General features: G+C 52.9%; 21 protein-coding genes. 10 read left to right on the top strand and 11 right to left on the bottom strand.

Features of this window, described 5'->3' with window-relative positions:
* Positions 1 to 1,085 (bottom strand): cation transporter (locus ACLQ7H_RS05380; protein WP_411751787.1); only part of this gene is annotated, 1,085 nt, incomplete at its 3' end.
* Positions 1,086 to 1,185: 100 nt separating this feature from the next.
* On the opposite strand from ACLQ7H_RS05380, the gene cueR reads away from it, so the two are divergent.
* Positions 1,186 to 1,587 carry a Cu(I)-responsive transcriptional regulator gene (cueR, locus tag ACLQ7H_RS05375; RefSeq protein ID WP_021805441.1) on the top strand — a complete coding sequence of 134 codons (402 nt, stop codon included), beginning with the start codon at positions 1,186 to 1,188 and terminating at the stop codon, positions 1,585 to 1,587.
* On the opposite strand, the gene ACLQ7H_RS05370 is transcribed toward cueR, so the two are convergent.
* The 4 genes from ACLQ7H_RS05370 to ACLQ7H_RS05355 form a co-directional block, all read right to left on the bottom strand.
* Positions 1,584 to 2,042 (bottom strand): NfeD family protein, encoded by a 459-nt coding sequence (locus ACLQ7H_RS05370; RefSeq protein ID WP_411751786.1) that lies wholly within the window; start codon positions 2,040 to 2,042, stop codon positions 1,584 to 1,586. The genes cueR and ACLQ7H_RS05370 overlap by 4 nt on opposite strands.
* Before the next feature lie 2 nt (positions 2,043 to 2,044).
* Positions 2,045 to 2,950: an SPFH domain-containing protein gene (locus ACLQ7H_RS05365; protein ID WP_411751785.1), complete on the bottom strand. Its 906-nt coding sequence runs from the start codon at positions 2,948 to 2,950 to the stop codon at positions 2,045 to 2,047.
* Positions 2,951 to 3,099: 149 nt separating this feature from the next.
* Positions 3,100 to 3,315, bottom strand: a complete 216-nt coding sequence (locus ACLQ7H_RS05360) for a hypothetical protein (RefSeq protein ID WP_411751784.1) — start codon at positions 3,313 to 3,315, stop codon at positions 3,100 to 3,102.
* A gap of 5 nt (positions 3,316 to 3,320) precedes the next feature.
* Entirely contained in the window at positions 3,321 to 3,806 is a 486-nt protein-coding gene (locus ACLQ7H_RS05355) for a hypothetical protein (protein WP_411751783.1), read from the bottom strand.
* Between the two features lie 350 nt (positions 3,807 to 4,156).
* Between ACLQ7H_RS05355 and ACLQ7H_RS05350 the strand changes: the two genes are divergently transcribed.
* Positions 4,157 to 4,498 (top strand): hypothetical protein, encoded by a 342-nt coding sequence (locus ACLQ7H_RS05350; protein ID WP_411751782.1) that lies wholly within the window; start codon positions 4,157 to 4,159, stop codon positions 4,496 to 4,498.
* A 9-nt stretch (positions 4,499 to 4,507) separates the two neighbouring features.
* On the opposite strand, the gene allS is transcribed toward ACLQ7H_RS05350, so the two are convergent.
* Positions 4,508 to 5,431 carry an HTH-type transcriptional activator AllS gene (gene allS / locus ACLQ7H_RS05345; protein WP_411751781.1) on the bottom strand — a complete coding sequence of 308 codons (924 nt, stop codon included), beginning with the start codon at positions 5,429 to 5,431 and terminating at the stop codon, positions 4,508 to 4,510.
* A gap of 352 nt (positions 5,432 to 5,783) precedes the next feature.
* Between allS and ACLQ7H_RS05340 the strand changes: the two genes are divergently transcribed.
* From ACLQ7H_RS05340 to ACLQ7H_RS05315, 6 genes are all read left to right on the top strand, one after another.
* Entirely contained in the window at positions 5,784 to 6,275 is a 492-nt protein-coding gene (locus ACLQ7H_RS05340) for an ureidoglycolate lyase (RefSeq protein WP_411751780.1), read from the top strand.
* A 68-nt stretch (positions 6,276 to 6,343) separates the two neighbouring features.
* Positions 6,344 to 7,168: an HTH-type transcriptional repressor AllR gene (gene allR / locus ACLQ7H_RS05335; protein ID WP_411751779.1), complete on the top strand. Its 825-nt coding sequence runs from the start codon at positions 6,344 to 6,346 to the stop codon at positions 7,166 to 7,168.
* A gap of 125 nt (positions 7,169 to 7,293) precedes the next feature.
* A complete protein-coding gene (gcl, locus tag ACLQ7H_RS05330) occupies positions 7,294 to 9,075 on the top strand; it encodes a glyoxylate carboligase (protein ID WP_411751778.1) in 1,782 nt (593 codons plus the stop codon).
* Positions 9,076 to 9,086: 11 nt separating this feature from the next.
* Positions 9,087 to 9,866 (top strand): hydroxypyruvate isomerase, encoded by a 780-nt coding sequence (gene hyi, locus ACLQ7H_RS05325; protein WP_411751777.1) that lies wholly within the window; start codon positions 9,087 to 9,089, stop codon positions 9,864 to 9,866.
* Positions 9,867 to 9,876: 10 nt separating this feature from the next.
* Entirely contained in the window at positions 9,877 to 10,758 is an 882-nt protein-coding gene (gene glxR, locus ACLQ7H_RS05320) for a 2-hydroxy-3-oxopropionate reductase (RefSeq protein ID WP_411751776.1), read from the top strand.
* Positions 10,759 to 10,938: 180 nt separating this feature from the next.
* Complete coding sequence (locus tag ACLQ7H_RS05315; protein WP_411751775.1) at positions 10,939 to 12,285, top strand: MFS transporter; 1,347 nt, start codon at positions 10,939 to 10,941, stop codon at positions 12,283 to 12,285.
* Between the two features lie 115 nt (positions 12,286 to 12,400).
* On the opposite strand, the gene ACLQ7H_RS05310 is transcribed toward ACLQ7H_RS05315, so the two are convergent.
* From ACLQ7H_RS05310 to allD, 5 genes are all read right to left on the bottom strand, one after another.
* On the bottom strand, positions 12,401 to 13,285 hold the full coding sequence (locus ACLQ7H_RS05310) for an esterase/lipase family protein (protein WP_411751774.1): 885 nt from the start codon (positions 13,283 to 13,285) through the stop codon (positions 12,401 to 12,403).
* Positions 13,286 to 13,491: 206 nt separating this feature from the next.
* Positions 13,492 to 14,277, bottom strand: a complete 786-nt coding sequence (allE, locus tag ACLQ7H_RS05305) for a (S)-ureidoglycine aminohydrolase (protein WP_024486475.1) — start codon at positions 14,275 to 14,277, stop codon at positions 13,492 to 13,494.
* Positions 14,278 to 14,321: 44 nt separating this feature from the next.
* Complete coding sequence (locus ACLQ7H_RS05300) at positions 14,322 to 15,599, bottom strand: MFS transporter (RefSeq protein ID WP_411751773.1); 1,278 nt, start codon at positions 15,597 to 15,599, stop codon at positions 14,322 to 14,324.
* A complete protein-coding gene (allC, locus tag ACLQ7H_RS05295; protein WP_411751772.1) occupies positions 15,596 to 16,843 on the bottom strand; it encodes an allantoate deiminase in 1,248 nt (415 codons plus the stop codon). Before allC ends, ACLQ7H_RS05300 begins: the two co-directional genes overlap by 4 nt.
* A gap of 120 nt (positions 16,844 to 16,963) precedes the next feature.
* Complete coding sequence (gene allD / locus ACLQ7H_RS05290) at positions 16,964 to 18,013, bottom strand: ureidoglycolate dehydrogenase (RefSeq protein WP_411751771.1); 1,050 nt, start codon at positions 18,011 to 18,013, stop codon at positions 16,964 to 16,966.
* A gap of 489 nt (positions 18,014 to 18,502) precedes the next feature.
* Here allD and ACLQ7H_RS05285 point away from each other — a divergent pair, with 489 nt between their 5' ends.
* Positions 18,503 to 20,170, top strand: a complete 1,668-nt coding sequence (locus ACLQ7H_RS05285) for an acyl-CoA synthetase FdrA (protein WP_411751770.1) — start codon at positions 18,503 to 18,505, stop codon at positions 20,168 to 20,170.
* A gap of 9 nt (positions 20,171 to 20,179) precedes the next feature.
* Positions 20,180 to 21,261 (top strand): DUF1116 domain-containing protein (locus ACLQ7H_RS05280; protein ID WP_411751769.1); only part of this gene is annotated, 1,082 nt, incomplete at its 3' end.

The raw sequence follows: 21,261 nt of genomic DNA, 5'->3' as shown, positions 1-21,261 counted from the left end.
ATGATCATCGCACTGGCTTCGTAATAGAGATGCCGTGCCTCCATCGGGAAGAAGTCTGGCCACAGGTTGACGCTGATGGAGTACAGCCAGGCGGCACCGGTCCCCAGGGCGACCAGCGTGTCCATGGTGGCGCTGCCGTTCAGCAACGATCGCCAGGCATTGCGGTAGAAGTGGCCACCGGCAAACACCATCACCGCCAAGGTAATGATGCCAACCATCAGCCACGGCCGCTGGGTTTCTGGCGTCAGCGACATACTACCGCCAAACACGCCCCAGGCCATTAACGGCACGCCCACCGCCAAGCCTAATGCGGCCTGCCAGCGAAAGCGTTTCATATTAGCCTGTGCGGTTTGCTGTTGGCGTTCGCGGCGCTTGGTTTCGTCCTGGATCATCTCAGCGCCATAACCGGCTTTTTCTACCGCTGCGACCAATGCCTGAGGCGTGGCCTTACCGGTGATCAAGGCGCTGCGTTCGGCCAGGTTTACCCGCGCCATTTCAACGCCGGGGACGTTCTGTAACGCCGTCTGGACTTTATTGACGCAGCTGGCGCAGGTCATGCCGTTGAGCAACAGCTGGATGCTGTCGTCGGTCTCGCTTGCCGGAAGGGAAGAGGGGGCCGCTGCCTGGGTTTCCGGCAAGGTTGGGGCAGATTCAGTCAGCGGCTCAGTTTTTGGGTGGCTGTTGGCTCCCACCTGGCTGGCGTGATAGCCCGCATCCTCGACCGCAGCGATGAGCTGCTCTGGAGTGGCATCGCCATAGACTTTGGCGCCCTCAATGGTCACGTCGGCGGCGATCACGCCCGGCACCGCTTCCAGCGCTTTACGGGTGCTGCCCACGCAATGCATGCAGGATAAGCCGGAAAGTTGTAATTCAGTATCAGCCTGATGGGCGATTTCGGCCTGGAAGCCAGCGGCAACGACGCTATCAATCAGCTCGGCAGCCGGGGCTGCACCGGTGATTTTAGCGTAGTGAACGTTGACGTTGGCCTGTTCGACATCCGCGCGACTTTCCAAGGCTTTTTTCACCTTTTGCGCGCAGTTCATGCAGGAGAGTCCCTGCAACGCCAGCACGGTAGTTTGTGACATAATGGTTTTCCTCGCAAAATAATGGCGGTTGACCGCCTAGGTTCTTTTCATTGAGAATGATCTTAAACCTTCCAGCAAGGGTAAGGTCAAGGGGGATAAAGTGAATATCAGCGACGTTGCCAAAAAAACCGGTTTGACCAGCAAAGCCATCCGTTTTTATGAAGAGAAAGGATTGGTGACCGCCCCGATCCGTACGGACAATGGCTACCGCAGCTACAGCGCCAGGCATATTGAAGAACTGACGTTATTGCGCCAGGCTCGCCAGGTGGGGTTCAACCTTGATGAGTGCCGTGAACTGGTCGCGTTGTTCAACGATCCGGCGCGGCACAGTGCCGATGTCAAAGCCCGCACGCTGCAGAAAGTCGCCGATATCGAAAAGCACATCAGCGAACTGGGGGAAATGCGCCAACGGCTGCTGGCGCTGGCGGATCAATGCCCTGGTGATGAAGGCGCAGACTGCCCGATCATTAATAATCTGGCAGGCTGCTGCCACCAAGGCTAGCGGATAATGGCGCGGATCACCAAAGTGGTGCCTTCGACGGCCACCACTTCAACTTCGGTGCCGATCGGCAGATCCTCGTTGGCTTGCGCGCGCCAGCTACTGTCGGCAATATTGATACGGCCATGGCCGTTATGCATCGCCTCGGTCAGCGTGGCACGTGTGCCGATCAGTTGACGGTTACGCTGGTTGAGCACCGGTGAACCATTGGTTGCCGTAGGCCGCTTGCGCAGCCAGTACCACCACAGGTAGGCTACGGCAATGGTCATCACGGCAAACAGGGAACCCTGCCACTCCCAACTCAACTCCGGTAGCAGCCAGATAATCACCCCGACAATCACCGCAGAAACGCCGCTCCACAGCAGATAACCGCTGGCACCGAGCATTTCCGCAGCTAACAGCAGCCCGCCTAGCGAGACCCAGAACCATTGTGGGTTTGCTGCGATCTGTTCCAACATAATTACTTACCTTTGCTGTCTTTCAGCAATTCGGTAATACCGCCGATAGAACCCAGCAGGCTGCTGGCATCCAGCGGCATCATGACCACTTTGCTGTTATTGGCAGAGCCAATCTTCTGCAATGCGTCGGTGTATTTCTGGGCTACGAAGTAGTTAATTGCCTGGATATTACCGGTGGCGATGGCGTCAGACACCAACTGGGTTGCCCGCGCTTCGGCTTCGGCGGCACGTTCACGCGCTTCTGCCTGCAAGAACGCTGACTGGCGTTCCCCTTCGGCTTTCAGGATCTGTGATTGCTTATCCCCTTCTGCGCGCAGGATCGCGGCTTGACGTACCCCTTCCGCTTCCAGGATGTCGGCACGCTTGGTTCGTTCGGCCTTCATCTGGGCGTTCATCGCCACAATCAGCTCGGCCGGTGGGCGAACGTCACGGATTTCGATACGGGTAATTTTGACGCCCCAAGGGTTGGTGGCCTCATCGACGATATGCAGCAGGCGGGTGTTGATGCTATCGCGCTGTGACAGCATTTCGTCAAGTTCCATGGAACCGAGCACGGTACGGAAGTTGGTCATGGTCAGGTTAACGATCGCCTGCTCAAGGTTACTGACCTCATAGGCGGCACGAGCCGGATCGACAACCTGGATAAAGCAGACGGCATCGATCGCCACGTTAGCGTTATCGCGCGAGATAATCTCCTGTGAAGGGATATCCAGCACTTGCTCCATCATATTGATCTTGCGACCAATACGATCCATAAAAGGCACTACCAGGTTTAAACCCGGCATCAATGTTTTGGTATAACGGCCGAAGCGCTCTACAGTCCATTGGTAGCCCTGCGGGACAATTTTGATGCTCGAGAAGACGATAATCAACGCGACAACGATCACGATCGGAATAATGGTAAACATGGCACAACCTCCTGTCAGACATATTGCTAGATATTACGCTAGCGGCAGGGGGAATACCTAATGCATCGCCAGGATAAGACTATTTTTTGCAGAAAATGCCAGCATCTCACCGCGAAGGGACCATTTTTGCCAGGTTTACCTGTAACTGCTTAAGACTGCCATGAGGTAATAATGGAGACTTCTTCAGGGGCTGCGTCGAATTTGCTCAGCGTCACCGTCTGGCCGTCGGTCAGTAACACGCTGACTGCCATGCCGATCACGCCGGACTGCAGAGCGGTCTGTTCGATGTGCTGAAGCGCTTTAAGACAAACAAATTGCTGCATCTCGGGCAAATGTTTGAATCTGTCGGTTTGGGATTTTTTCAAGAGGACTATCCTTTAGCGGTACCGACGATTTGGCCATCACGCAGCAACACAATCTTGTGTTTCTGCCGGTACCAGATAGCGGTGAAAACCCCTTTTTGATAAACCTGCGCATACGGGTTTTCTTCGGTCAACGCGGCTGCCGTTTGCTCAATGTAGCCCTGCTTGATATCTGGCGAGATCTTGATGTCTATCCCGGCAATGCGTGCCTGCAATGTCTTGCTCTTTGCTGCCTGGGCGTGTTGCACGGCTTGCCGCAGAGGAGTGAAGGCTGGCACCCCGAGACGTGCCGATTGCGCGTACTGTCTCGCCGCATTTTCCAACGCCTGTTTCTCTGCCGCAGCGTAAATGGCGGTCTGACGGTTTTGTTCGGCCAGATAACAGGTATCTTCGGAAACGTCCTGTGCTTCACATTCAGCCATGCGCGACGCCGTAGAAGTACAGCCGGTCAGCAAGATGGCAATCACTAAGGTAGGCAGTGTCCTAATCATCATTATTTAATTCTTCGAGTTAGTCAGGCTGGCACCGGAGTGTTCCTGGGTTAATTTTTTCTTTTCATATCGAAGCTAATAGCTACGTAATAAAGTGATTTTTAGCCTTTCTGTCGCTTTACTGAGCTAACGATACAGAATTTTCCTAGATAAGCATCACGTTTTAACCATTCCGTTGATGAATGTCAATTTTTATCAGCTACTGAGAATGTTTCTTAAATCACATTTAAATGTAGCTATTAGGTCTATTTTAGCTGTCTGATTGACGGAGGCTCTGGAGCTCCGTAGCTGTGGGGGACGGAATTTATATGCTAAACTGCGGCATGTCTGTAGAGGTCAATAGGAAATCGCAGGTGGATAATCAAGCAGAGTTTAAAAGCTATCTGGAACGATTAGGCATTGAGCAACCTGCACTGTGCATACTCTTGGGGGTGCAGCGCAGCACTTTGAATAAATGGGTGAATGGCACCGTAACCGCAATCCCGGCCATCGCCACGACTGCAGTCAAAATGCTGTGGTTTATCAAAGAGTCCGATCCGCAGCTGTTCCAGCGCTGGATGATGATCCAGGACTTTGGCGTGCCAGCAGAGTACGCGACCAATGAGAAGGCGTATGAATTTCTGCACGTGCTGAAGCGGGAACCCTCACCGCCAATTAAGAAGCTCCGGGCCCAGGTGGCGGCCCAGAAGCAATAAACCTCCGCGTTAAACCGGTAAATCAATACCCTGCAGAAAGCCGTTGATGCGTTCATCGCGCCGTTGGAACAGCGTGACAATTTCTTCCACGGCTTTACCACAGTCGTTACGCCAGGCGAGGGAGAGCGGCGAAGGTTGCCGCTGATTGACGACCTCACGGGTTATCAACTGGCCGCTATCGAGATAGGGCTGGCACAGATTTTTCGGTAAAAAGCCTACGCCCAGCCCCTGCAGGTGGCATTCAAGTTTACTGCGCAGGTCTGGCACCTTGATCTCTTTTTGGCCGGGCAGCAGCCAGGCAACGCGTTTGGTCAGGTTGCGCGAAGTATCTTCCACGTTGATTGCCGGGTAGCTGCGTAGACGATCTTCATGCAGTGCCGCGTCCTGGCAGGCCGCGAGCGGATGATCTGGCGTGACCACAAAAGCCCAACTGATCCCCCCCAATTTCAATACGCTGACGTCATTAGCCAGTGATTCAGAACCGGTGGTGCCAATGGCCAGCTGAAAATCCCCGTGCAACAACGAATCCCATACTCCCATATACACCTGACGCGAGATATGAAATTGCGTAAAGGGATAACGCTGTTGCAGGTAGGCCAATAACCGGGCGACGCTGAGCGGGTTGTACAGCAGGTTGTTGATCACGATATTGACCTGATGCTCCACGCCGTCGTTGATCTGGCGTAGCTCATCGGGCATGGAGTCGAGCCAGTTGTGCCATTGGCGGCAACGTTCCAGCAGGTATTCACCGGCGGGGGTCAGGTTTACGCTGCGGGTCGTGCGGATAAACAGCTGGGTGCCGATGCTTTCTTCCAGCGTTTTGATACGGTAACTGATGGTGGCAGTGGTCTTGTGCAGTAATTCGGCAGCCCGGGAAAAGCTTTGGCATTCCGCGACTTTAATAAACGATCGAATTGTTTCGTGATCCAGCATAGCGCTTCCTTAACCGGTGCGGCCATCGTTCCCCTAGTGTTACAAAAGAATCTACTTACCTTAATCGCCTTGGGTTAGTCATAAAGCCGCTTCCCGTGATCGCGATCACGTTTTATTGCCTTTCCTATGCTGAATACGGCGAAAAGTGACAACTCTGTTAACGAACTGTATCGCGACGGTTCTTTTTTTAATAGGTTGATTATTAATGCAATATTTTTACATTGGCGCAAAAAATGTGCGGCTGATCTTGTTGTGGAAAATTTTTCCAATATTAACTTTTAAATCTCAGGCGACCTGTCTAGAGTGAACCTATTCGGTAATGTTCCTTTTTGAAACGATCCTGGAGAAACTGATGGACCTGATTGCCGTTGAGTTAACGCCCGAAGCCTTTGCACCTTATGGGAATGTACTGCAGATCGAGGGTGCGCCCTTTTTCCATATTAATGGTGGAAAAACAGAGCGATATCACGATCTTGCTAAAGTCGAAGTGGCCGATGATCATCGGGTGCTAGTCAGCATCAATCGATCCGAGCCCTGTGATTTTCCGTTGGAGTTCTCAGTTTTGGAGAAACATCCTTTGTCTTCGCAGGCATTTATGCCTATGAAGGGGGAGCGCTTCGTGGTGATTGTTGCAGAAGCTGGGGAAGGGGACGAAATTCCGTTACAGACTTTGCGCGCCTTTATCACCAACGGTAAGCAAGGGGTGAATTATCACCGCAATGTGTGGCACCACCCGCTGTTTGCCTATGGCGCGATCACCGACTTTTTCACGGTCGATCGAGGCGGCCCCGACAACTGTATCGTCAAAACATTGCCAGAGACTTACCGGGTTGTGCTTGGATAGCGCTGTCCCCAAGCGCATAGGCTGTTTATTATAGCGGAGAAACCTTGAGCTAAATAAGGAAAGCCTGAATGAACGAAGTACGCAGAAAGGGAAGACCAACGACAGAAGCAGGGGCGACGAAAGGCGCGCAGGCGTTGGATCGTGGGTTGGAGATCTTGCAATTTCTGGCCAATGCCGGGGGAAGCTCGTCCGTTTCCGTGCTATCCGAGAAGTTGGAGTTACCGCTGTCAACGACTTTCAGATTATTGAAAGTATTAGAAAAATCGGAATTCGTTTTTCAGGATCCCCAGCTTGGCTGGTGGCATATCGGCATCCAGTCGTTTACCGTCGGTGCCGCTTACATGAATGACAGGGACGTGGTTTCGGTTGCGGGTCCTTACATGCGGCGGCTGATGTTGCTATCAGGCGAAACCGCCAATCTGGCCATCAGGAATAACTTTGACGCGGTACTGATCCGCCAATGTGAGTGCCAGGCCATGGTGCGGATGTGTGCGCCACTTGGCAGCCGTTTGCCGCTGCACGCATCTGGGGCGGGGAAAGCGCTACTGTATCCGCTGGCCGAAGAGGAGATGTTGGATTTGTTCGTCCGTTCGGGGCTGCACTCGTTTACCCCGAAGACCCTGACCAGCGTAAATTTATTACGTAAGGATTTAGCGCAATCGCAGGAGCAGGGTTATACCGTTGATGCTGAAGAGCACGCTCTTGGCCTGAATTGCCTGGCTTCGGCGATCTTTGACCGCAACAACAACGTCATTGCGGCTATCTCTATTTCAGGGCCTAGTTCGCGCGTTAGCAGCGATCGTTTCAAGGAACTGGGGGAATTGGTGCGTGACGTCGCCAACGACATTAGTACCGCGCTAGGTGAGTCGCGCAGTAAGAAAGACCACGCTTAAAGCAAAGTTTGTAGCCGCGATCGCGGCTGCAAGATGAGGATACCTCCCCGTTTATCACCTGAACGGGTTTTTTTGGACTCATTTTGAATTTGGAAAATTTTTCCATAATTTAGGAGAACGTTTAGATGGCAATTATGCGAGCAGTAGATGCGGCAATGTACGTGTTGGAAAAGGAAGGTGTGAATACCGCATTCGGCGTGCCTGGCGCGGCGATCAATCCTTTCTATAACGCGATGCGTCAACACGGCGGCATCAAGCACTATCTGGCGCGTCATGTTGAAGGCGCTTCCCACATGGCGGAAGGTTACACCAGGGCCAAACCTGGCAATATCGGGGTGTGCCTCGGGACTTCGGGGCCTGCGGGAACGGACATGATCACCGCGCTTTACTCCGCCTCTGCCGATTCGATTCCCATTTTGTGCATCACCGGCCAGGCCCCCCGTGCGCGTTTACATAAGGAGGATTTTCAGGCGGTAGATATTGAATCGATCGCCAAGCCGGTCACCAAAATGGCGGTGACGGTCATGGAACCAGCACTGGTGCCCCGCGTGCTCCAACAGGCATTCCACTTGATGCGCTCTGGCCGCCCTGGCCCGGTGCTGATCGATTTGCCTTATGACGTGCAGATGGCCGAGATTGAGTTTGATCCGGAAACCTATTCCTCGCTGGGAGCTTACAAACCGGCGGCCACTGCGGCGCAGATCGACAAAGCCTTGGATATGCTGTGTGCCGCAAGCAAACCATTGTTCATCGCCGGTGGTGGGATCTTCAACGCGGATGCGGCCGACCTGCTGCAAGAACTGGCGGAGACCTGTAACGTACCGGTGATCCCAACGCTGATGGGCTGGGGCTGTATCCCAGACGATCATCCATTGATGGCAGGGATGGCAGGGTTACAAACCTCACACCGTTACGGCAACGCCAACCTGCTGGATTCGGATCTGGTGTTTGGCATTGGCAACCGCTGGGCAAACCGCCATACCGGCTCGGTAGATAAATACACCGCTGGGCGTAAGGTGATCCATATCGATATCGAACCGACCCAGCTTGGCCGTGTGATTTGCCCGGATCTCGGCATTGTTTCCGATGCCAAAATCGCCCTGCAAATGTTAGTAGCGAGGGCACGCGAACGTGCGGATCAAGGGACGTTGCCAGATCGCTCACAGTGGGTAGAAACCTGCCTCCAGCGCAAACAAACCCTGCTGCGTAAAACCCATTTCGATAACGTGCCGATCAAACCTCAGCGTGTTTACGAAGAGATGAACCGGGCGTTCGGGCGTGATGCCTGTTACGTCACCACCATCGGGCTGTCGCAGATCGCGGCGGCGCAGATGCTGCACGTGTTCAAACCGCGTCATTGGATTAACGCCGGGCAGGCGGGTCCATTAGGCTGGACTCTTCCTTCTGCCCTGGGCGTCTGCGCCGCCGATCCGCAGCGCAAAGTGATCGCACTCTCGGGTGACTACGACTTCCAGTTCATGATCGAAGAGCTGGCCGTTGGCGCGCAATTCAAGCTGCCGTACATCCACGTGGTGGTCAACAACGCCTATCTGGGGCTGATCCGCCAGTCGCAGCGCGGCTTCGATATGGATTACTGCGTCCAGCTGTCCTATGAAAACATCAACAACCCGGAAGTGGGTGAATACGGTGTCGATCACGTCAAGGTGGTCGAAGGGATGGGATGTAAAGCGATCCGCGTCGTTAAGCCTGAGGATATCGCACCGGCCTTCCAACAGGCGCAAGAGTTAATGCGTCTGCATCAGGTTCCGGTGGTGGTGGAGATTATCCTTGAGCGGGTCACCAACATCTCGATGGGGACAGAGCTGGATAACGTCAATGAGATCGAACCTGTTGCCGAGTCGCCAGAAGATGCGCCGACCTCGGTCAGCTATTTCAACTATCAGTAAGGAGCAGGCTCATGCCAAAGTTTTCAGCCAACTTATCGATGTTGTTTAATGAAGTTGATTTTATGCAACGCTTTCGCTGTGCCAAAGAGCAGGGATTCACGGCGATTGAATATATGTTTCCCTACGATTACTCCGTGCAGGCGTTGAGGGGCGCACTGGAAGAGAATCAACTCACGCAGGTACTACAAAACCTGCCTGCCGGGGATTGGGCTGCGGGTGAGCGTGGCATCGCTTGCCTGCCAGGGCGCGAGTCTGAATTTCGTGATGGCGTAGGTCTGGCGGTGGAATATGCTCGTGCGCTGGGTTGTGCGCAGATCAACTGCCTGATCGGTAACTCGGATAAATCCGTCGCCCAACATAAGACCGATGAGATCGTGGTCGCTAACCTGAGCTATGCGGCAAAAGAGTTGGCCAAGGCCAATATCCGTCTATTGGTTGAGCCGATCAATAAATACGATATGCCCGCCTTCTATCTGCAAACCACTCGTCAGGCGTTGGAGCTGATGGATTGGGTCGCGAGCCCCAACCTGTTTATTCAATACGATATCTACCATATGCAGCGCATGGAGGGCGAATTGGCCCAAACCATGGAAACGCTGTTGCAGAAAATCGCGCATATCCAGATTGCCGATAATCCGGGGCGCCATGAACCGGGAACCGGGGAAATCAATTACGACTATCTGTTCCGCGCGCTGGACAAGATGGGCTATCGCGGTTGGATCGGCTGTGAATACAAACCTGCGACCACGACGGCTGCAGGCCTGTCATGGGTTAAGCAATATCAACATTAAGGGACATATCATGAAAGTAGGCTTTATTGGTTTAGGGATCATGGGCACGCCAATGGCTGAAAAGCTGATCGCAGGCGGCCATCAGCTGTATGCCAACACCTTGCATCAGGTTCCGCCGGAACTGCTGGAAAAAGGGGCCATCGCCTGTGCCACCCCCAAGCAGGTGGCCGATCAGGCTGACGTTATTTTTATTATGGTGCCTGATACGCCACAGGTGGCAGAGGTGTTGTTTGCCGCCAATGGTTGTGCCGAAGCGCAGCTAAAAAACAAGATCCTGGTGGATATGAGTTCTATTTCGCCGCTAGAGACGAAAGAGTTTGCCAAACGCATCAACCAACTGGGTGCCGATTATCTGGATGCGCCGGTATCCGGCGGTGAAGTGGGGGCCAAGCAAGGCAGCCTGACCATCATGGTCGGTGGTGACGAAGCCATCTTTGGGCGGGTAAAACCGTTGCTGGCCCTGATGGGGAAAAATATTACGTTGGTCGGTGGTAATGGCGACGGTCAGACCTGCAAGGTTGCCAATCAGATTATTGTGGCCCTGACCATCGAAGCGGTTTCCGAAGCGCTGATATTTGCTTCCAAAGCGGGGGCCGATCCGGCACGGGTCCGTGAAGCGCTGATGGGCGGCTTTGCTTCTTCGCGCATTCTGGAAGTGCACGGTGAGCGGATGATCAAACGGACGTTTGAACCGGGCTTCCGTATTTCCCTGCATCAAAAGGATCTCAATCTGGCGCTGCAGGGGGCGAAGTCGTTGGCACTCAGTTTGCCTAATACCGCCAGTTGCCAGGAGCTATTCAACCTCTGTGCCGCCAATGGGGCAAAAGATCTTGACCATTCGGCATTGGTACAGGCGTTGGAGATTATGGCCAACCATAAAGTGACTGGTTAAATTGATAGGTCGGTATTTTTTTACCATTATTAATACCGACTCTATTCTTGTAAAATAGTAGGTAATAAACGTCGCTGAAATTTCTATCGCCCTTTTTATGTAAGGTGAAGAGGGTCTTTCGATCAAAATACGTGCAAAAATAACAGAAAAATAGCAGGATGCCGACCAAGGAGACCCTATATGGCAACCGTTGATGCTGCGATTGATAGAACTATTCTGACCAACCCTGATAAAAGCAAATTATATCGTAAGATTGCCTGGCGCATTATGCCAATATTATTAATCAGTTATATCGTAGGCTATCTTGATCGCGTTGGGATATCGTTTTCCAAGTTCCAGATGATGCCTGATATTCTGCAAGGTAATGTGTCAATGGCCGAAGCAGTGTATGGCTTGGGGGCTGGTGTATTTTTCATTGGCTATATTATCGCCGGTGTACCAAGTAATATTTTACTGAGTAAATATGGTGCACGGAAAGTCATTGCCCTGTTGATGTTGGTATGGGGTACGATTTCAATGCTGAGTATTTTCATTACCAATCCAACGCAGTTTTATCTGGCACGATTCCTACTGGGACTAGCCGAAGCCGGCTTTTATCCTGGGGTAATCCTCTATCTGACTCTGTGGTTCCCTTCAAGCCAGCGGGCAAAAATGACTGCGTTGTTTGTTTGCGGAATACCGGTAAGTAACATCATCGGTGGGCCACTCTGTGGTTGGATTATTGAAAACATGAATGGCATGTTTGAGCTGTCTGGCTGGCAATGGTTATTCTTTATCAGTGGTCCACGTGCGGTATTGATTGCGGTCGTCATTTTCTTCTTCCTGGATAATACCTATCAGAGTGCTAAATGGCTCAGTCCTCAAGAAAAAGAGATGATCACGCAAGATATGGTGCAGGGCACATCGAACAAGAGGGGTGTCGATGGTATAGCGCAGGAGTGGACAATGAAGAGCATGCTGAAGTCTTCTGCCTTCACTAAAATGTGGTTGATCTGTTTCTGTACGGTGATGGGACAAGGGGGATTGGCCTTCTGGGTCCCGACCATGATCCGTGATACGGGGGTAAGCTCGGTGTTGGATATTGGTTTACTGACTATGCTGCCGTATATGCTTGCTGTCGTCGCCATGCTACTGGCTGCGCGTAGTTCTGACAAACATCGAGAAAGGCGCTGGCATATTATTGTTCCTTTCTGTATTGCTGCGGTTTCGCTGATCTTTATCGGTTTGTTCCCAGACAATAAAGTTATCGTGATGCTGGCATTATGTATTGCGGTCGCCTCCAGCCTGGTTCCTTCCCCCCTGTTCTGGAGTTTGCCAAATGCTATATTTACCGGTACCTGTGCTGCGGCCGGGATCGCGCTAATTAACTCGATTGCTAATATAGGTGGTTTTATCTCCCCTTATATCATTGGTTATTTTAAAAACACGACGGACAGTAATCTGGTCGCGATGTGTGTGCTATCCAGTATGATGATATTGGGGGCTATACTGACCTACAGCGTTCCGGCAAAACTGGTTAATAAATAATAGCGCTACAGAATACAGTATCCCAAATAAGTCATTCATCACAGGTAAGTGCCCCAGATAGGGGCACCCACCGTTAACCTATTATTATATGGAGGGGGATAATGGCTGAGTCAAATTATAACCCTTTTGATTTTAAACGTGTCACGTGATCGACAAATAGTTTAACGGGATCTGCGCTACGCGTGACAACACCAGCAGTTTGATTAATAGCGTCCGCATGGTCCATTGAATAATCGGACCGGATGACTTTCCCCAGGTGCGTACAATAGCGCCCAACCAACCCATCATTCTGGAAACGTTCTTTTTTGAACAATAATGAGATGGCTACCAGTGCAGTATGCAATGGATCAAGATTATTGAGTCCTTGGTCAAGCGGGTTATGCTTGATAATCCCGCTCCAAGAATAGTAGTAGACGCCATTCTCAAACTCTTTACCTTCTCCACCCCATTTGCTCGGCAAGCCCTGCGGATATTTGGCATTAAATTTATCCACACCTTCACTGGTGAGTGAATTAAGCGCTGCAACACTGTCTTGTGGTAAACAAGGGCGACCAGAAATAATCGAGATAAATGAACCAACGGCATTCATCACCGTACTGGCCACCGCTTCGGGAAGCGCGCCAGGCTTTACCGCCAAACGAACCAGGTCGGCAATTTCCGAGCCAAAGTTTACCCCAGACACTGAAGTCACGGAGGCAACCTGTTCCGGATGTGTGGCAGCGACATAGCGGCAGGCCAGAGCGCCCTGACTGTGACCAATCAAATTGACCTTTTGTGCTCCAGTTACCTGGATCACTTGTTTCACAAAGTTATGCAATTGCTCACCGCGGACTTCATTACTGTTGTCAGCTGACAAAGATGCCGTGAATACTGTAGCACCGGCTTTTTCCAGTGCTTTTGGAATACCAAAGAAATAAGGATAGATCCCGGCGATCTTATCAAAACCATTGAAACCATGAACCAGAATAATTGGATACTTTAATGCAGTGAATGTAGACATGATAAATACCTCTCAAGATTGTTTGACCCTGTGGTCGAAACGAACAGTAAAGTATTGTGACAATCTCGACATGCCATTGTTGTTGTGTGGTAATCAACACAAAAGTGTGAAAAAAGTGGGGGAATAACGGGGAGGTAAAAGAAGAACCCCCTAAAAGCATTTTTCTTTTAGGGGGAATCTTATTAATTCTTGGGTTTTTTGTGGAATTAGAAGTCGACGTCGCGGTTACAGTCTTTCGAGTAGATATAGCTGAACTCTTCCTGGCCCACTGCATAACCGGCTTGCGGAACATAGGCAGCCATAAAGATGTAATCCCCTTTCTTGACCGGGATCCACTCGTTATCCAGATTATAAACTCCGGCACCACTAAGAATATATGCGCCATGTTCCTGCACGTGGGTCTCGATATAGCCATGGCTGGCACCCGGCTTGAAGGAGAGGATATGAATGTTCATATCGAACCCCAGATCCTTCGGCAGCAGATCTTGCAGGATCACATCGCTCATGCCTTCATAGTGAATTCTCTCCAGCTTGTTGACGTTGTTGCTCACGACATGGGCTTCATAGCCCTTGATGCGGTTATAGACTCGCTTGTAGAGGAACAGCTGGCTTGGCTTGCCGCCGTTGGTGTTCTCCAGGCGCAGCATCACGCCGGCAGGGCAATACAGATAGCCGCCAGTGGTGAGCGGATAATCGGTGCTGTCGGCTGAAGCGGTGATGTTACCTTCGATAACGTAGACCAGGGTTTCGATATTCTCGCCGCCAAACCCTTGCTGGTTACGGCCACCATCATGCAGTGTCACCAGATAATCGACAAAAGTGGCGCCCAGTTTCGGGGTGGCAAGAATGGTGACGTCGCAATTCTCGAAGCCAGGAATGATGTTGCGCACCAGGCCATCGGGTGGGATCACGGCATAGTTGTCGCGTTTGATAATGGAGCGCGAAGCCAAGATATCTTTTGGATAGCCAATCTGATTATTGATATAACCCACGGTAATTCTCCTGATTAGTCAGGGCCGTAGCCCTACAACAAAAATTATGCCTGTGCCGCCGTTTGGCGATTGTTTTTCTGCTTCATCAATACGTTGACGGTAAAGAAGATCATGGTGCCGATCAGCAAGATGGCGGCCGAGATATAGAACCCCATCACCTTGGAGCCGGTGCTGTCGGAGATCACCCCGGTGAGGAATGGAGCAATCACCGAAGAAGACATGCCGAAGAAGTTAAACACGCCAAAGCTGGTGCCGTAGCCCTTCTTCGGAGCGTTATCCGCGACGAAGGAGATCATGATCGGATCCACCGCCAGCTTACCGAGCAGGCCGTAAAGGATCAGGCTGACCAGCAGAGTAGTGGAGTCTGGTGAGATCACGGTGCAGACCAGCGTCACTGCGGCACAGATTTGCAAGAAGATGATCAACTGCACTTTCTTGGCGCGGAAACGGTCAGACATGCGGCTGAAGAACAGCGCCCCGGGTACGGAGGCAAAGGCAACCAGCGCGGCAGAGAAGCCGATGGCCACGCCTTCGAACCCACGTTCCTGTTGCAGGAAGGAAGGCAGCCAGGTCACGATCATGTAGTAGCCATAGCAGGTGGCGAAATACATCACGTAGGCGGAAATCATCCGCAGGCTGAACAACCCACTGGCTTGCTCAGTCTCTTCTACCGGCGTGGCCGCAGCGGCTGCCGGGCTGGCGGCCAGTGAGGCGGTGTAGGAGCCCCCTTTGATCACCAGGAAGAACACCAACGTCATGACCACCAGCAGGCCGGTGATGATAAACAGCATGATTTGCCAGTCCATCCCCATGCTTTTCACCAGCAGGCTGGAAGCGATCAGGCCAATGGCCATCCCCAGCGCGGAGCCGCTGTTGATAATGGCGGTGGCCAAACCGCGGCGTTCCAACGGAATATTTTCTGATGAAAGCGAGTAAGCCGAGCCGTAGTAGGAGCCACAGCCCATCCCGGCCAGCAGGCTACCGGCGTAGATCATGGTCAGGCTGGTGGCGTTGCCGATCAGCAAGGTGGCGATGATGAACAGGCAAAAGCCAGGGATCAGCACCACCTTCTTACCAAACTTATCTACCAGGATCCCGGCCGGGATCTGCATTCCGGTATAGGCAAAGAAGTAGAAGCTGGCGATCAGGCCCATCTCGGCGTTGGAATGCGCGCCGATGGTTGCCTGGATCTCAGGGAAGATCGGTGTCAGCACCGTGCGGTAAATCCAGATCACCGCCCAGCCCAGACACAGGACCACCACGATTTTTTTCCAGTACAGCGGATCAAACCCGGTGTTGGAAGAGGTTTTACTGTTGCTCATAGGCGTGCTCCCTGCTCGGTATAGGCCAGTTGATATAAGGTATGCGCCAGAATCTTCACCCCTTCGGCCAGATCGGACAGCTCGGTTTTCTCCGCCGGGTTATGGCTGATACCGGCAATGCTTGGCACAAACATCATCACCGTAGGGACGTGCGGGGCAAAAATCTGTGAGTCATGCCCAGCTCCGCTGTGGATCATGCGGTAGTTCAATTTGTGGCTTTCACACAGGTGGCTGACGCAGGCCAGCAGCTGTTTGTCCATTGGGATCGGCGTTTCATCCATCCACCGATCGATCTCGACCTCAATGCCCATTTCTGCACAGATGCGCTGAATATCGGCTTCGATCTCTTGGGTAAAACGCAGCAGCGCCGCTTTGTCGGTATGGCGGCAGTCCAGGGTGAAATGGGTAAAACCAGGCACGACGTTGACGGTGTTAGGCTTGGGTTCGACCTTGCCAAAGGTCAGCACCAGCGGGTCGCCTTCTGCTTGGGCCTTGGCGATGGATTCGCAGCAGATCCGGCTGAAGGCATAAACGGTGTCTTTACGGTAACCCATTGGCGTAGTGCCTGCGTGGTTGGCCTCACCCTTGAGTTTGATATCGTAGCGGCGCTGGCCGACGATGCTGGTGACCACGCCAATGGTTTTTTCTTCGGTCTCCAGCACCTTGCCCTGCTCAATATGCAGTTCAACGAAGGCGGCGATATCTTTGCGCAGCGGCTGATCCTGCGGACGGAAGTCAAAGCCTGCGCTATGCATGGCATCAACGAAATTCACGCCTTTGGCATCACTGATGTTTTTGACTTCTTCCGGGCGAGCAGAGCCGATGATGTTTTTACTGCCCCAGAAAACGTAAGGAAAACGGCTGCCTTCCTCCTCGGCCAGCGAGATGACTTCCAGCGTGCGCAACGGTGCGCCGTAGGTTTCTTTCAGATGTTTGATCGCCAGATAGGCGGCTTCGATGCCAAACTGCCCGTCGAGGTTGCCGCCGCTGACGACGGTATCAATATGCGAGCCGGAGAGGATCACCTGATCGGGATATTTGCTGCCCTGTAGGCGGCCGGATAAATTGCCGACGGCATCAAAAGAGGTCGTCAGACCGGCGGTTTCAAAAGCCTGCTTCAGCGTCCGTTGGGCTTCCACCCACTCAGGGGTATACAGCAAGCGCGTCATGCCGCCGCTGGGATCTGCCCCGATCTTGGATAACCAGCCAGAAGTTTCACTAATTTCTTGTTGGAAATTCTTCATATTTATCTGCCTGCTTGTAACGTCCCTGAGACATGCGCCAACTCAGCTTTGTCGGGAGGGTTGATAAGGAAAATGGCGGCGAAAATAGCTTTTCTCCGCCTGATTTAATTAATCTGACGATTAACTGGCAAACGGATCTTTATGGTCGTAGGAACGCTGGTAAATATCGTCAGAAATCAGGTATTGATAAATGTCGTCAACAATATCGATGCCGTTCTTTTCATTTTCTATTTCACGCATATGGCTACCTTGGCCAGGGTAGAGCACTTGTTTCACGCCAGGTGCCGGTTTGATTTCGTTCAGTTCTCTCATGACCTGGCTGATATGTTTGCGGAAGGTCGCTTCGTGGGTGAAATAGCTTGGGTTGAGCACGATATGCAGCTGGCCCAATTCCCGGCCTGCGCTTAAATCGTGATACATCGAGCTGACGTGTTTGCCGAACGGCAGGCCAAGCAACACGCCGGATAGAATATCGACCATCATCATCAGGCCGTAACCTTTTGGCCCGGCGATAGGCAACAGCCCGCTGACGGCGAAAGGATCGGTGGTGTTATTGCCTTCGCTGTCTACCGCCCAGGTATCCGGGATGGGCACGTTGCGTGAGCGAGCATCCAGCACCTTGCCCCAGGCTTGAACCGTGGTGGCCATATCGAAGGTCATGATGTCGTCGCCTTCAGCCGGTGCCGAGAAAGCGATGGGGTTGGTGCCGTAATAGACCTCTGCGCCGCCATAAGGGACGACCATCGGGTCTGACTGACACACTGAGATGCCAATCATGCCGGCATGGGCGGCCTGCTGTACAAAGTAAGACAGCGCGCCGCTGTGGCCGATGCGGCGAACGCCAACCACCGCCACGCCGTTCTCTTTCGCCATTTCGATGGCGTGATCCATACTCAGCTTGGCGGCGACGTGCCCAGCACCGTTATCGCCATCAAAAACTGCGCTGCAAGGGCCGGTTTTTTCAAAGGTAAAATGCGGGTTGTTATTGGTGCCGCCTTTGCTGATGCGTTCAGAATAATATTCCACTCTCACCGCGCCATGGGAATGGATCCCACGTGCATCCGCATGGACCAAAACGTCCGCGACAATCCCGGCGTGTTCCTGGCTTAGACCTGCAGAATGAATTTTATTTTTAATCAGTTGATGCAGTTGCTGTTTAGAGACTTTCATTGACAGTCCTTCCTTTGATATACCCTATGGATTTCAAGCTGCAGCTAGGCGGCAAGCTATCTCATCCCCAGGAGCTTACTTTAGTAAGTGACTGGGGTGAGATAGTGCAGATAACAACGCTGCAGCTTGAAAGACGACGGGTATACGGTTTATTTAAACTATCTCTAACGCCTACTGTATAAACCTGGGGCTGTAATAATGTGATCCAGACGGCTATTGTTTTATTGGCTTAAATTTTCATTGAATGGCATTACCATTGTTAGATTATTTTTAACAAAGCGTGGTGGTTCTGACGATTGAATTCAATTAATCCCCGCTGGACTTGATGATTTTTTCTAACAATGGGCAAAGTGTGATGAGACTCACCATCGTCAACGGGTTTTATTTGTAGCTTGGCCGATAAGAATATGGGGTCTGAAATAAATAGGTTACTAAAAATATCTGAGAACGCCCATTGCGAAGTTCACATGCTGTTTTAAGGATATCACTATGATCCATGCTTTTATAAAAAAAGGGAGCTTTCAGGATTCCGTCAGCCTGATGCTAATTTCCCGTAAGCTCAGTGAATCACCCGACGTTGAAGAAATATCGGTCATGATGGGGACGCCGGCCAATAAATCATTACTTGAAGCGACCGGCTTCTGGCACTCGCAATTCAGTGAAGCGACCCCCAATGATATTTGCGTGGCGATCAAGGCGGAATCTGCCGATGGCAGCATCACCGCACAAATCGGCGAAGCGTTAGACCTGGCGTTGAAAGCCATTGCTCAGGGGCAGCAGGGCGGTAAACGCCTGCTTAAGGCACGTAGTTGGCGCATGGCGCGGCAGAAGCTGCCGGATGCCAATATGGTGCTGATCTCCATTGCTGGGGAATATGCCGCTGAGCTGGCCGATCAGGCGCTGGACGACGGCTGCAACGTGATGATGTTTTCCGACAACGTCAGCGTCGAGCAGGAAGTGGCGCTAAAAACCAAGGCGCGCGATAAGGGTCTGATCGTGATGGGGCCAGACTGTGGTACGGCCAATATTGCCGGGGCACCGCTGGCCTTTGCCAACGTCGCACCCAAAGGCATGATCGGCATCATTGGCGCTTCGGGAACGGGTATCCAGGAGCTGACCTCGCAAATTACCCTGGCCGGGCAAGGCATCTCTCACGCCATTGGCTTGGGCGGGCGTGATTTAACCGCCGAAATCGGTGGCATCAGCGCTATCAGCGCACTGCGTATGTTGGCGGCCGATCCGCAAAGCCAGGTGCTGGCGTTTGTCTCCAAGCCTCCGGCAGAAGCGGTACGTCAACGGGTTATCAATGAGATGAAGACCCTTGGCAAACCGGTGGTTGCGCTGTTCCTGGGGGCCAAAGCGCCTGCTGAACAAGAGGGTAATATCACCTTCGCCGCGACATTGGATGAAGCTGCCCGCCTGGCTGCGATGTTGGCAAACGTGCAGCAAATGGCCGCACAGCAACCTGCGGTATGCGGTGGCAAAATCTCCGGTCTGTACGCCGGTGGCACGCTGGCGGCGGAATGCGCCATGTTGCTGGCCGATCGGCTGGGCGTGGAGGCCGACAGCAAGCATCAACACGGTTCAATGCTCAACGCCGACGGGCACCGCATTATCGATATGGGCGACGATTTCTACACCCAGGGCAAACCGCACCCAATGATCGACCCCTCCACCCGCAATCAGGAAATTGCCCGCCTTGCTCAGCAGCCGCAGATTGGCGTGCTGCTGCTGGATGTGGTGATTGGCTATGGCGCGCAGGAAGATCCCGCAGATTCCTTGGCTACCGAAGTCAAACGCGTACGCGAAAAGCGTGGTGCGGCCCATCCACTGGCAGTTATCGCCACGGTGACCGGCACCGAACAAGATCCCCAGCAGCGTTCCAAACAGATTGCCACGCTCAATGAGGCAGGCATTGCCGTGATGAATTCGCTGCCTGAGGCGGTAGCGCTGGCGTGCCAGTTAATCGCTCCTCCAGCGCTGGGCACCGCCGAACCGGCACCCGCCATGCTGGCCGGTGTTTCCGTGATCAATGCAGGCTTGCGTAGCTTTGCCGACGATCTGCAAACCAACGAAATTTCAGTGGTGCATTACCAATGGGCCCCGGTGGCCGGTGGTAATCAACGATTGGCTAACATACTGAAAAATTTAAAGTAAGGGATTGATATGACCGCAACAATTGAACAAGCAAACGCCGCCGTTATCGCCAGGATCCGTGAAGCTCGCCCTCATTGGCAGGATGTTGATTTAGCTAAAAACCTGATCCCGCAGTTGGCACAGGGGAGAAAACTGTTGCATGCCGGGCCACCGGTCACCTGGTCGGAAATGAGCGGCCCGGTGCGCGGTGCCTGCATTGGCGCTTGCCTGTTTGAGCAGTGGGCCGAAAGTGAGCAGCAGGCGCTGGCGCTGCTGGAAAACGGCGAGATTGAGTTCATCCCCTGCCATAACGTTAGTGCCGTTGGCCCGATGGGCGGCATCACCTCGGCGCACATGCCGCTGGTGGTGGTGAAAAACACCGTTCATGGCAACCATGCCTACTGCAACCTGAACGAAGGGATCGGTAAGGTGATGCGCTTTGGTGCTTATGGGCCAGACGTGCAGGCGCGCCTGCGCTGGATGCGCGACTCACTGGCACCGGTATTAAAAGAGGTGCTGGCCACCTTCGAAGAGGGGATTGACCTCACCGCCGTCATGGCTCAGGCCATCACCATGGGGGATGAATTCCACCAGCGCAATATCGCGGCGTCGGCGCTGCTGATGCGCCTGCTGGCCCCTAAAATCAGCCTGCTTGAGCGGGACAACGTTGAACTGGCTAAGGTCATGCAATTCCTCAGCATCACCGATCAGTTCTTCCTCAACCTGGCGATGGCCTATTGCAAGGCGGCCATGGATGCCGGGGCAGAGATTAAGCAAGGCACCATCGTGACGGTGATGACCCGTAACGGCAAAAACTTTGGCGTCAAGATCAGTGGCATGGGTGACCAATGGTTTACCGCGCCGGTCAATACGCCGGAAGGCCTGTTCTTCTCCGGCTATAGCCAGGCCGACGCCAACCCGGACATTGGCGATAGCGCCATTACCGAAACCTTCGGCATTGGCGGTGCGGCTATGGTCGCCGCGCCTGGTGTGACCCGCTTTGTCGGTGCCGCCGGGGGGATGAGTGCCGCGACCGATATCTCCGAAGAGATGGCCGAGATTTACCTGGAACGCAACATGATGCTGCAAATCCCAACCTGGGACTTCCAGGG

It is taken from the genome of Serratia sp. (in: enterobacteria) (assembly GCF_046715635.1).
Classification (GTDB): domain Bacteria; phylum Pseudomonadota; class Gammaproteobacteria; order Enterobacterales; family Enterobacteriaceae; genus Chania.
The sequence above is the reverse complement of the archived record's forward strand: the minus strand, read 5'-3'. Positions and strand labels throughout refer to the sequence as shown.